The 12,877-nt window shown below is 59.0% G+C and carries 8 protein-coding genes; 3 read left to right on the top strand and 5 right to left on the bottom strand.

The genetic code is table 11. The features are described from left to right. Positions 1-118 precede the first annotated feature (118 nt). Positions 119-928, bottom strand: coding sequence for a Cof-type HAD-IIB family hydrolase (locus tag ACFSKT_RS24970; RefSeq protein WP_377720939.1), 810 nt, complete (start codon positions 926-928; stop codon positions 119-121). 179 nt (positions 929-1,107) lie between these two features. Here ACFSKT_RS24970 and ACFSKT_RS24965 point away from each other — a divergent pair, with 179 nt between their 5' ends. Then, positions 1,108-2,550 carry a S41 family peptidase gene (locus ACFSKT_RS24965; RefSeq protein ID WP_377720940.1) on the top strand — a complete coding sequence of 481 codons (1,443 nt, stop codon included), beginning with the start codon at positions 1,108-1,110 and terminating at the stop codon, positions 2,548-2,550. A gap of 111 nt (positions 2,551-2,661) precedes the next feature. Here the strand turns inward: ACFSKT_RS24965 and ACFSKT_RS24960 are convergent, their stop codons facing one another. Then, entirely contained in the window at positions 2,662-3,540 is an 879-nt protein-coding gene (locus ACFSKT_RS24960; protein WP_377720941.1) for a LysR family transcriptional regulator, read from the bottom strand. Positions 3,541-3,653: 113 nt separating this feature from the next. On the opposite strand from ACFSKT_RS24960, the gene ACFSKT_RS24955 reads away from it, so the two are divergent. Both ACFSKT_RS24955 and ACFSKT_RS24950 read left to right on the top strand, forming a co-directional pair. Beyond that, positions 3,654-4,940, top strand: a complete 1,287-nt coding sequence (locus tag ACFSKT_RS24955) for an adenylosuccinate synthase (RefSeq protein ID WP_377720942.1) — start codon at positions 3,654-3,656, stop codon at positions 4,938-4,940. 259 nt (positions 4,941-5,199) lie between these two features. After that, on the top strand, positions 5,200-6,300 hold the full coding sequence (locus ACFSKT_RS24950) for a copper amine oxidase N-terminal domain-containing protein (protein ID WP_377720943.1): 1,101 nt from the start codon (positions 5,200-5,202) through the stop codon (positions 6,298-6,300). Positions 6,301-6,409: 109 nt separating this feature from the next. Here the strand turns inward: ACFSKT_RS24950 and ACFSKT_RS24945 are convergent, their stop codons facing one another. From ACFSKT_RS24945 to ACFSKT_RS24935, 3 genes are all read right to left on the bottom strand, one after another. Continuing rightward, the gene (locus ACFSKT_RS24945) at positions 6,410-9,232 is read right to left on the bottom strand and encodes a glycosyl hydrolase (protein WP_377720944.1); all 2,823 of its coding nucleotides are present in this window, start codon (positions 9,230-9,232) and stop codon (positions 6,410-6,412) included. A gap of 536 nt (positions 9,233-9,768) precedes the next feature. Further along, positions 9,769-10,380 carry a DUF2087 domain-containing protein gene (locus tag ACFSKT_RS24940; protein WP_377721130.1) on the bottom strand — a complete coding sequence of 204 codons (612 nt, stop codon included), beginning with the start codon at positions 10,378-10,380 and terminating at the stop codon, positions 9,769-9,771. A gap of 1,448 nt (positions 10,381-11,828) precedes the next feature. Then, positions 11,829-12,593, bottom strand: coding sequence for a tryptophan-rich sensory protein (locus ACFSKT_RS24935; protein ID WP_377720945.1), 765 nt, complete (start codon positions 12,591-12,593; stop codon positions 11,829-11,831). Positions 12,594-12,877: the final 284 nt, after the last annotated feature.

Raw genomic sequence — 12,877 nt, 5'->3', positions numbered from 1 at the left:
TTCTTATGAACGACGCCCGTGAGGACGACGACCTCCGGGTGCATGTCTGGATGACAAGAGCGCCAATAAAAAGCGCAGCAGGCAAGGGCCTGCTGCGCTTTGTCGCATCTGCTGCGTATTAGACCTGCGCCGGATTCAACACGAACTTCTCGATGACCTTCGCCACGCCGTCCTCGTTGTTGGAGGCAGTGACGTAGTCGGCGATTTCCTTCAGCTTCGGCAGCGCGTTGCCCATCGCCACGCCGAGGCCTGCGACTTCGATCATCTCGTGGTCGTTCCACGAGTCGCCGATCGCGATGACCTCGTCCAGCGTGCAGCCGATATGCTCGGCCATGAAGGAGATGGCGTGGCCTTTGGTGCCCTCTTTGTGCGTAAACTCCAGGTAATGCGGCTTTGATTTCGTAATATGGACGCGATCGCCGATGATCGGGGCCAGCTTGGCCGCGACTTCGTCGAGGTAATCGGGATCGTCGATGATGAGCATTTTGGTCGAAGGCTGATCCAGCAGCTTGTCGTAATCCGGCTCGACGACGAACGGGATTTTGGACAGCGCGGAGTAGCGGCGAGCCTTCTCGTTGTCTTCTTGGACGATCAGCTCGTCGTTGATGTACAGCTGCAGGTGCAGGTTATGCGCTTTGCAGAACGCGAACAGCTCCTTGGCCGCGTCCTTCGGCACGCTGCGCTCGTAGAGCACCTGCTCGTCGAACAGCGTCTTCACCAGCGACCCTTGGTAAGTAATGATCGGCACGTTCAGCTCGACCTGGGCCGCGATTTTCTTCGCCGACGGGAACATGCGCCCGGTCGCGAGCGTGACGAACACGCCTTGGGCGGCGGCCGCTTTCAGCGCCGATTTAGTGGCCTCGGTCACGATCAGCTCGTCGGAGAGCAGCGTATCGTCGATATCGATGGCGATCAGTTTGTAAGGCATGGTTGTTCCGCTCCTTTGGTTGTCTGTATTTGCCTTTGATTGTAGCCCAAATCCATGGGGGGAACAAGATTTATTCACCGTTTCGCCATGGCTGCCGTGGCCCCCGTCGCTTGCTTGGCGCTGCCCATGTACGATAAAGTGAGAGAATCAGCATGCTGTTGAGAACGGAGAGAGATGCGATGAACAGATTTGGCGAAGAAGCGATGGCGCAGCGCAAGCGCACGATCCGGGGGCTCCTGCTGCTCGTGGCGGTCGCGGCCGTTTTCCTGGCGGGCCGGTATTCGATGGTGATGCAGCATCCGATTTTGAAGACGGCGAATTTCGAGAATTTAAGCTATGCCTATAATGAAATCATAAATGGTTACTTGGAAGGCGCCGAAGGGGAGAAGCTCGTCGACGGCGCGGTTGAAGGGATGGTCGCGTCGTTGGACGATCCGTACTCGGTCTATTTGACGGGCGAAGCGGGCAAGGCGTACATGGAATCGTACGAGGATCATTTCGTCGGCATCGGGGTCGAAGTGCGCGAAGAGGACGGCGCGTTTATTATCGAGAAGGTCATCGAAGGCGCGCCTGCCGAGAAGGCCGGGGTGAAGGACCACGATACGATCGTCGCGGTCGACGGCCAAGCGGCCAATGGCATGGCGTCCGATAAGCTGCTCGGCATGGTCCGCGGCAAGGAAGGCACGACGGTCAAGCTTAAGCTGGCGCGGGCGGGGGTCGAGCAGCCGATCGAGCTGTCGGTGAAGCGCGGATCGGTGCCGATCAAGACGGTGGAGTACGAGATGAAGGAGAACGGCATCGGCCAAATTACGATCGAGCGGTTCGCGGACAAGACGGGCGACGAGTTCGACAAGGCATTGGAGGCGCTCACCGCTAAAGGCATGAAGGGGCTGCTGCTCGATCTGCGCGGCAACCCGGGCGGTCTGCTGGATCCGACCATTCAGATCGCGAGCCGGTTCCTGCCGAAGGGCGAGAAGATTTTGCAGGTCGTCGGCAAAGGCGAGAAGCACGTCGTCACGCACAAGTCCGACGAGGAGACGCCGCTGAAGCTGCCGATCTCGATTCTCGTGGATGGTCATACCGCCAGCTCCTCGGAGGTGTTGACCGCCGCGTTGAAGGAGAAGGCGGGAGCGACGGTGATCGGCGAGAAGACCTACGGCAAAGGCATCGTGCAGCAGTTTACCCAGCTGAACGACGGCTCGGTGCTTAAGATCACCAAAGCGCAGTGGCGTACGCCGGAAGGCAGCTGGATTCACAAGAAGGGCATCGAGCCGACGACGGAGGTCGAGCCGCCTGCTTACACGCTGCTGCCTTCGCTGCCGACAGGCTTATCGCTTAAGAAGGGCGACTACGGCGACCAGGTGAAGACGGCCGAGCACATGCTCAAGGCGCTCGGGTATTTGCCGGGCGAGGCCGGCGGCGTGTACGACGACGCGATGGAGCAGGCGGTCGAGCGGTTCCAGCGCAGTCAGTCGCTGCCGGAGACCGGCAGCCTGAACGACAAGACCGCATACCGGATGACGACGCTGCTCGCCGAACGGTATGACCGTGAAGATCCGCAGCGGAAGAAGGCGGAGGAGACGTTGAGGACGGCTATCGGGGGGACAGCTAAGTCGCGGTAGTTGAAGTAAGACGGCATGACCACACGGTACGCGCATAGATGGTCCGCATTAAAAGAAGCCGCAATTCGGCATGCCTTTGGGCATCCGCGTTGCGGCTTCATTGCGTTCGCCTTAAGGGAAGCAGCTTAGGAAACGGCTGGCGGCGGACGACAGCGGCACGCCCTTCAACGTCGCGATCCCGATGTGACGGGGCGGAATGGGCGGCTCCAGCGGGATCTCTACGAGTTGACCGGAGGCCAGCTGATCCGCGACGTATTCGCGCGCGATGATCGTCAGGCCGAAGCCGCTCTGCGCGAACTGCGCCAGAAGATCAAGGCTGCCGAGCTCGAATTCGGGCGTCAGCTGCACGCCGCATGCAAGCGCGTACGCATCGAGGTAACGTCTGGTGCTTCCGCCGGATTCGAGCAGCAGAAGCGGGTGGCGGCGCAGCTCTTCGAGCGGCATCGGGCTTGCGGCGAGTTCTCGGTAAGCCGGACCGCCGACGAGGCAGTCCTGCAGCGGGGCGCTCGGTCGAAGTTCGACCTTCGCGTCGTCCGCCGGCAGGTTGACGAGGCCGAAGTCGATTCGCCCCTCCTTCAGCAGCGCGAGTGTCTCCGGCGTTGTCCGGTTCGTCACCTTCACCCGGATGTCGGGATACTGCCGGTGGAATCGCTCCAGCTGCGGCAGGAGGAAATGCCGGCATAGGGTATCGCTCGCCCCGATGCTGATCTCCCCGTAATCCAGATTGTGCATCTCGGCCAGCTTCCGCTCCCCGAAGTCGATCAGCTGCATCCCCTGCTCGACGTATCGGAACAGCATTTCACCCTCGCCGGTTAACGTGACGCCCTTCGCGGTTCGGAAAAACAACGGTCCGCCGAGTCCAGCCTCCAGCTGCTTGAGGGTATGGCTGACGGCCGGCTGCGTAATGTGCAGCTGCTCCGCGGCCTTCGTCAGGCTGCCGAGCTTTGCGGTCCAATAGAAGACGCGATACCATTCCAAACTGAATTCCATAGCCATTACCTCATTTTATGACTGGTATTAGTTATATGCATTTTATTAATGGTCTCCTCCGAAATTATAATAAGCCTTGCAGAGGAAAACAAGAGACTCGGGAGGCGAAGGGAATGACGGTGACGGCAATCGTGGGCGCCAATTGGGGCGACGAAGGCAAGGGGAAAATGACGGACGCGCTGGCGGCGAATTCTGCTTATGCGGTGCGGTTCCAAGGCGGGAGCAACGCAGGACATACGATCATCAACGCGTACGGGAAGTTCGCGCTGCGCATGCTGCCCTCCGGCGTGTTCAATCCGGAGGTCACGAATGTGATTGGCCCGGGAACGGCGCTGGATGCGGAGATTCTGATGAAGGAGCTTGCCATGCTGACCGAGCGGGGCGTACCGGCCCCGCGATTGCGCATCTCCGACCGGGCGCAGGTTGTTCTGCCCGTGCACCGGTTGTTCGATGAACTGGAGGAGCGGCGGCTGGGCGACCGCAGCTTCGGCTCCACGCGTATGGGCATCGCGCCGTTCTACGCCGACAAGTACGCGAAGCTCGGCATCCAGGTCGCCGATCTATTCGACGCGGACAGGCTGCGGGCGCGGCTGGAACAATTGCTGGAAGCGAAGAACGTGCTGCTCGTCCATCTGTACGGGCGCGAACCGATTGCGGCGGACGATCTGCTGCCGGCGTTGATGGAGACGGGGGTGCGGCTGCGGCCCTATCTGTGCGATGTATCGTTATTGCTGGCGGAAGCCCGAGAACGCGGGGAATCGATCCTGCTCGAAGGCCAGCTTGGCGCGCTTCGCGATCCGGATCACGGCATCTATCCGTATTCGACTTCGTCGTCGACGCTGGCCGGGTTCGCGCCGGTGGGGGCGGGCTTGCCCGCGCATGCGATTCAGCACGTGCTAGCCGTCACCAAGGCGTATTCCAGCTGCGTCGGAGCGGGGCCTTTCGTCACGGAGCTGGCAGGCAGCGAAGCGGAGGAGCTGCGCCGGCGCGGCGGCGACGCGGGCGAATACGGCGTCAATACGCGGCGTCCGCGCCGGGTTGGCTGGTTCGACGCCGTGGCGACTCGTTACGGCTGCGCTATCCAAGGGGCGACGTCGGTCGCGCTCACTAATCTCGACGTGCTCGGTTATTTGGACGAGATCCCGGTCTGCATCGCATACGAACTGGCGGACGGCACGGTAACGGACCGGTTCCCGGACGGCGCGAGGCTTGCCGGGGCGAAGCCGATCTGGCAGAAGCTCGCGGGCTGGCGCGTGGATATCTCGGACGCGCGCACGTTCGAAGAGCTGCCGCCGGAAGCGCGGAACTACATTGCATTCATGGAAGCCGCCATCGGCGTGCGCATCTCGCACGTATCGGTTGGGCCGCGGCGCGATCAGCTGATCGTCCGGGACGAATAAAGCGGCGCGCGCAAGCGCACGGAAGAGGAAGAGCCTGATCGCGATCAGGCTCTTTTTGATGCGGTGAGACGTTCGTTCATGTTCTACCTGATCGGCCACCTAGCGGCGTGAGTTAACTTGAAGCGGTCGTAGTCGTTCGTTTGGCGACCGGGCTCGCGCATGCCTACATATCGTAGCGGCGGCATGGGTGTTCCGGGCGCGCGAGCTGAAGTATAATTTGAATTGCATGGTATGAGGGCATTGTAGGAGGACATTTAATATGAGATTCACGTTTAAAATAAGCGGCTTGGCCTTCATGACGGCAATGCTGCTGCTGGCTTCGCTGCATTGGCAGGTCGGAATCGCCCGGGCGGACTCCCCGCTGACCTCGACGGATTTTCACGAGGCTTATGCGAACGTCGCGAAGGTGAGCGAAGCCCGCAAGAACGGGTTGACGAAGAATGTGGCGGCGTTCCTGGCGTCGGAGAAAACGGCGCTCGCCGAGAAGGCGGCCGCGGTTCATGCGATTTATGCCGGCGCGGGCGCTTGGGAAGAGCGGGACCTCGCTTCGCAATACGTCAAGCTTGCGTACGGCAAAGCCCTATCGTCGCTCGGGACGAAGACGCTGCGTCCGGACGAGGTGTTCGTCGTCGGCTATTTGAAGGCGATGGACCATTACTTGGCGCCGGATACGGCATGGCTGGCGGCAGCCCAGGACGCCATGCCGGACAGCTTGACGGCCGCGCTCATCTATGCGCTGGCGCAATCGCAGGGACAGCCGGATTCGTCGTTGTACGGCTGGTGCGCGATTGAGCGCGTGCTGAACGATTCGTCGCTTAAGAAAGACATGCGTCAGGATGCGATCTACCGAATCAAGAACTATATGATGCTGTACCAGAACGGCGAGTGCAAGGACGAGCTCGCCTTGCTGCTGGAGCAGTCAGTCGCCTTAACCATTGAAGGGCCGGCGGTGCTGATCCATGGCAAGTCGGGCACCGTCGACCCGGAGGACGCGGCTGTCAAGCCGTATGTACAAGATGGCGTGACGCGGGTGCCGCTGCGTTTCGTCGCCAGCGCCTTCGGGGCGAAGGTCGACTATGACGCGAAGAAACGGGAGGTCGCGGTGGCGTACGCGGGAGAGCGGCTGATCTTCGGCGAGGGAGGAGACGGGGGAGGGCTTCTTCGGGTCTTGAACGGGCGGACGTTCGTCCCGCTGCGGACGATTGCCGAGGCGCTCGGCAAGCAGGTCTATTACGACCAGGGCTTGATTATTCTCTCAAGCGGCATCCGTCTGAATCCGCAGGACGGACACGACCGGGCGCTTGCGGAGCAAGTACGGAAGCTGCTGGGCGATTTAGCGGCGAAAGCGGTGCAGCACTAAACAGCGGTCCTCGCGCCGCAAACGGAAGACGCCTCCGGCGCCGCATCAAGCGGTCCCGGAGGCGTCTTCTCGTCATGTAAGCTGTATTGTATCCTCGCGAGCAGGGAGTTTAGTGCGTATACGTATAATGCGGCGAGTCGTACTGCGGTCCGGATTTCTCGTACGTGAACCACAGGTCGATCGCTTGCCCTGCGCTGAGTCCGTTAATTGTATGCTCCCATGTGCCGTTGTTGTTGGTCATGCGCACGTTCTGCTGGTTCGCGCCGTTCACCGTGTAGTGGATATCCACGTACAGGGCGGCGGTCGTTGGCTTGAACGTGATTTTCTCCGAGGAGGAGGTCGGCTTCGTCACCGTGGCGGTGAAGTCCGCCGTCACGTATTGACCGCTGCTCGCATTCGTCGTGACGCTATGCGCCGCGCTCGCCGCGGATACGTTGCCCGCGGCGTCTTTCGCGCGTAGGGTGTAGCTGTATGCCGTTCCGGCCGCAAGGCCGTTGTCCGTATAGCTCGTGGAAGCCGTGGAGCCAACGAGAGCGCCGCCGCGGTAGACGTCGTAACCGGTCACGCCGACGTTATCCGTGGATGCGTTCCACGTCAGCGTCACGCTGGTGCTCGTCTTCGTGGAAGCGAGGTTCGTCGGCACGGAAGGCGCCTGCGTATCGCCGCCACCGCCACCGCCACCGCCACCGCCGCCGTTGCCGGTGTTGAAGCTGTTCGCCGGGACGTTCACGACCGTGCCGTCGGAGAACGTGACCGTGATCGGCGAATTGGTCATGTTATACGCGATATACGTCTTGACGCCGTTCTTGTTGAACACCGCATAGAGCGGCGTGTTCGCCGTGATCGTCGGATCGGCGTTGCCCATCGCGTCCAAGTTGTAGATCCAGTGGTAGGCGTTCGCCTTGGAGTTGCCGGCTTCCGCGCCGAGGGCCGCGCCGCGGGCGCTCCAGAAGTTCTTCGCCTCGGTCGGATTCGAGATGGCGCGGTACATGTAGATCAGATCTTCCCACGCGTCGAAGTTCGTGCCGCCGTTCTCGCTGACGAGCGCGGTGTAGTTTTTGTTCGTGTAGGTCGGGTAGTGCGTCAAGTAAAGCGATGCCGACGTGAACGGCAGCCAGTTGATGCCGTGCACCTCCTCCGGGTTGCCGGTCCACCACGTGCCGTCGCCGACCGTCTTGCCGCCCCATACCATGCTCGCGGTCGAACGGGTGAAGCTGGCCGGACGGTTCGTGTTCGCCACGTCGAACCAGTATTCGTTGATCGCGTTCATCTCCGTCGTGTAGAGCGCAATGCCGGCGTCGCGGACAGCCGTGTCGCCCGTCGCTTGGCCCCACAATACCATACCGGCCCACGCGTTCATTCCCTCGGAGGACGATTCGTTGTTGTTGCCGTCGCCGAAGCGGGCATGCCCGGCAGCCCAGGAGTGGCCGGCATACGGGTCAAAATTGCGCAAGTACGGGAACATCGAGTCGCTGCGGTTCGTGTTGGCGATGTCGCGGATGAGCAGGTTGACCATCGGTCCCCAGCTTTGCGCCCACGACTTGTCGACGCGCGCGACTTCCGCCGCCGCCTTGATGAAGTAACCGTAGTGGAAATGATGGTCGTTCAATTCCTCGCTCGAGCCATAGCTGGCTGGGTAGCCGATGACCGTTCCCCAGTTGCTGTTGTAGTAAAAGACGCTTTGGCTCTTCAGGTTGCCCGCCGCGTCGCTTGCTTTGAACCAATTCTGCAGGATGGATTTGATCTCGTTGCGGAATTTGGTCGCTGCCGTCGCGTCGCCTACTTGATCGGCGATCGGCGCGAGCGTCGCGAGCTTGCCAAGCCGCTTGCCGACCCAGTACGTATCGGCCGTGCCTGTGTACGTCTCGGCTTCCGCCTCGTTGACGTACTGCTGCAGCGTCGTTTTGTTATACGAGCCTTTATCCGGCAGCGTCGGGAGCACGCCCGTGAACTTCATCGACGTCTGGAACGAAGTGCCCTCCGCCGCTTTCATCGCGCCGCGTACGGAGTTGTACGTGTAGGGAAGAAGCGCCTTCGACGAGTTCTTCCATTGATGCGGGTAGAGGGCGAAAATCGTGCCGGACTGCGAGCCCTGCTTCGCCTGGGTCGTGTACGTGTACGTCGTCGTCACTTGGCTAGCCGCCGCGTTGAACGCGTAGCTGACCTGCGTGCCCGTAACGTGCGAGTAGGCGTATTGCGCGAATTTGTTCAGCGTCGCCTGCGTGTTGTCCGGAAGGACGGCAACGGAGAAATACGAGCTGCCGTTATTGGTCAGCGTCTTGGAGCCGATACCGCTCCACGTGCTGCCGTTGGCCCCGAACAGACCATAATGCGCGCCTTCCATCGTAATGCCGAGCACCGGTGTCGAGGCGCTGCCCGACCAGACCGTCGGCGGCGTGTAGAAGGAGAGCTTCGGATTGCCGCCCGTGAAATTAAAATAGACGTAAGGCGAGCCGTGTCCATAGGAAACGTTCATCGCGCTGCTGCCGCTCTGGTAGTTCGCCTTGACGAACCAGTCGCTGAAGCCGTCGACTTTCGCATCCGGGAAAGTCGCGACTGCCGTATGGCCCACCGTGAAATCATGGATGTCGTTGATCCAGCCGCACACGCAGGAGGAGTTGGCCGTGATCCGGTTGCCTGGATAATAGATGCGGAAGCCGTCGGATTGATTCTTCACCGCGAGCGGGTGCGGGTATTGCGCTTCGGAATACGTATCCCAAGCGAGGTTGCTCCACCAGTCGTTGGTCGGCATCGGACCGGAGACGTTGCCGGTCTTAAAGATCGTGCTTTGCGTATTCGTGGCCCCAGGCGGCAAAACGGTCGAGTACGAACCCGAGCCGAGCGGGACCTCGCCGTTGAATGCGCCGGCTTGAGCCGGGAGCAGCGTCGCGAGGAGCGTGACAAGCAGCAGATAGATGGATACTTTTTTCATTAGAACCTCCTATAAATTATGATAACGCTTACAAAAAATCCGGTTCCTCCTTTCCGTGCGAACTTTCGCGGGCGGCTGGCGCGAGCCCGTTCAAACGATTAACTGCCCGAAAGGTTCGTGCCGTGAATTTGAACTGTCGGACGAACCCGCCGGCTTTCGCCGTGTTTCTATCGTATCAGCGGCGCGCAGGCGGCTGAATAGCCAAATTGTTGTGATCGATGCCAATTATTTGTGGAAAATCGGGGAATTCGTCAAGGATTTGGTGAATTGCTGCAGAATTGAGGGACTCCAATTTCGATACAAGACGGATCGGAGTTGGGACAGGTTAAGCGAGGCGTATTTAGATTAAGACGCTGCGGAGCGAGCAATAAGAGAGGCGAGCAGAAGATCCGGTTCCTCGGAAGGAGCGGGACATGCGAATAGAGACAACCTGACGACAGCGGCAGTCTAAGCGGTGTTTCCTATCTTGGTCCGCCGCTGGTTCATGTTGATGTTCCGTCTAAAACGTGGTTCGCAACCTGCTATTCCCGATGGGGCTAGGATAACGTCTCCCACTTTTCCCACATCTCGCGAGGGTTGCGTTCGTAGATCTCATGGTCCCGGAACAAATACGCATGCATGATGAATTCGCGGCGGATCGTGGCAAAGTCGGGATGGAACGCCTCGATGAAGGCATTAATCTCCTTCTCGGTGTAGGTGCGTCCGGCCTCGAGCTTCTCGGCCAAAAATTCGAGCACGATGCGTTTCTTCTTCAGCTGCGATGGAATGTGCTTCAGCTTTCCGTCCGCGGTGAAGAAGTTTTTGATGACGGACAGCTTGAGCCGTTCGTTCTTGTCAGCCAGGGGTTCCTGCTCCTCCGAAACGGAGCGCGCAGTCCGGCCGGCGATGAGCTGCTGCATGGCTTGGGCGTACGCATCCAAGAAATAGCGGTCGAGCGTAAAATAAATCGAATTCTTGTCGCGCCGCTCCTTCACGAGACTGACGGCCCGCAGCTTGGCGGCGTGATGCGTAACGGTGGCGGGCGAAAGGCACAGCTTCTCGGCCAGCTCCTGTCCGGTCAGCTCGCCCTCGGTCAGCAGAATCACCATCCGCATCCGCGTCGGGTCTCCGAGCGCTTTGTGATAGCTGACGATCTTATCCAACTGCATCATAGTCGTTCACTCCTTATGGAGTTAGGCTATCATCTAATTAGATGAGAGTCAAATGGAAATACGGTCAGGGGCAAGTCATGCGAGAGAGATGAATCGGCGCTTATAGTTAATCAGCAACCGTAAGCTTTGTCCGAGGGACAAAAGCGTGCCACGATCGCAACTACCCGCCAACCACTACCCAACGTGTTAGCACGAAATTGGGAGTCCAGAGGGCAGCGCCCTTTGGAGCCTCCTCGGTGGAGGAGGTGGGAGGTGGGACACCAACGTAAGCTTTGTCCAAGGGACAAAAGCGTGCCACGCTCGCAACTTCTCGCCAACCAACTACCCAACGTGTTAGCATGAATCGGGAGTCCAGAGGGCAAAGCCCTTTGAAGCCTCCTCGGCGGAGGAGGTGGGAGGAGGGACACCAACGTAAGCTTTGTCCAAGGGACAAAAGCGTGCCACGCTCGCAACTACCCGCCGACCAACTACCCAACATGTTAGCATGAATCGGGAGTCCAGAGGTAAAAGTTTTCCCAAGGAAAACTCGCATCGAAAGCATATGCTTAGCCCTTTGGAGCCTCCTCGGCGGAGGAGGTGGGAGGAGGGACACCAACGTAAGCTTTGTCCAAGGGACAAAAGCGTGCCACGCTCGCAACTACCCGCCAACCAACTACCCAACGTGTTAGCATGAATCGGGAGTCCAGAGGTAAAAGTTTTCCCAAGGAAAACTCGCATCGAAAGCATATGCTTAGTCCTTTGGAGCCTCCTCGGCGGAGGAGGTGGGAGGTGGGTGATCCAATGAAAAAGGGATTTCAATTGTCCGAAGACAACTGAAACCCCTGGCTGTACATGATTGACCTATTCAATTGCCTTTGACACGCTCCGTTCGACAACTTGCGTTGCTTAAAATGATGATGCTCATTCGGTTAAACCCGGATTCCGATTGACAACGTTTCGACTTGAGTTCCCGCATGTCTTATGCCGTTCACAATGAAGGAGATGACTCCTTTCCGCATAATGCAGATAACCGCTAGCGCTGGCTGGGTTACCTTATACGAAACCTGCTCGCCTCAGATGGGTGGGCGAATCGGTTAGATTCAAGACATGCATCGCTTGCCTACTTCAATGGACTATCCCCTCTCGCCTCGAATTCCATCCGATCCGGCCGCCATCCTTGGGAGAAGCTTGTCGCCGGTGTAGCTTGTACCGGATGTTATGGTTTTATTGTAAACGCAGATGATAATTTTGTAAATATTCAGAAAATTGAATTAACGGGCTTATAGGCGCGTGGACGCAGGTTTTTCTCGCCCATGCTGCCGTTTAGATGGAATTTCGCATCCTTTCGCTGATTTTCGTTCGCTTAGCTCGCTGAACGAGATCATTGTCGTCATCGTCATCGTCCTCAAGGGTGGAAGGCGCACGAAAAAACCGGCTTCTCCGAGAAGCCGGTCTACATGAAGTCGTTAGTCTTTTACATGCTTAAACTTGCGGATCCATAGGGCTATCGCGTACGCGAGCAGCAATCCGGCTGCGATCAACGCCGATGTCATGACGGATTCATAAGACTGCTGCTTATAGGCAATCGCGATATAGGCCCACACGAACACGAGCACATAATAAGGGTCCGTATACAAACCGCCGATTACGAAAGCCAGTATTGTCCCGAGCGTCAGCACGATGACGCTCCACGTCGCATCGGAGAGACCGAACCCTTCCCAGCCGGATTTGTAGAACGCGACGGAGATGTTAACGATCGTGGCCACGCTGATCCAGCCCAAATAAATACTGAAGGGAAGCTGGACGAGCAGGCTCTCGCCGACCGTCGGCCGATCCGTCGCGGTGTGCGTCTTCACGTAGAGCGCGATAAGCGAGAGAAGCAGCGCCAACATGACGGCCACGCTCGCATAGACGTATTCGTAGTGCCAGACAAGAATCCAGCCGATGTTGAACGCGCAGCTAAGAATAAACCAAGGTCCGATACGTTGGATCGTCGACCGCTCGATGGAACGGGAGCGCGCTTGATAAATAACGAAGCCGGCGAGCAGCGCATAGATGAGCGACCAGATCGAAAAGGCGTAGCCGGCCGGCGTGACGAGCACCGGATATTTGGCGGACAATTCGCCGGTCGTCAAGCCGTTGATCGGCAGTAAATTGGCCAGCGCGTTCACGGCCACGACCGCAACCAAGCCGATGACGTTCAACCATCGGTAAGGATGACGCGTTTGCATGGCATAACCCCCTCGCAATATCGGACGGCCAAGCCGACCGCCCTTTGTAATGGTATTCACCAATGCGGAATTTCATTAAAACTCGCTACTTGGTTTGCACGCCCGGTAGGGCGGGCAGCATGTAGCGCAATGATTGGTTTGAGCGCCCGGTAGGGCGAGCAGCATTCAGCGGTCTACTTGGTTTGCACGCCCGGTAGGGCGGGCAGCATGTAGCGCAATGAGTGGTTTGCACGCCCTCACCTCTACTATGGCCCTCGGGCGCATTTCTCTTTGGTGAAAATGTG

The organism is Paenibacillus xanthanilyticus (assembly GCF_042682185.1).
In the GTDB taxonomy this organism is placed as follows: Bacteria; Bacillota; Bacilli; order Paenibacillales; family Paenibacillaceae; genus Paenibacillus_Z; species Paenibacillus_Z xanthanilyticus.
This window is presented reverse-complemented; position numbering and strand designations above follow the sequence as displayed.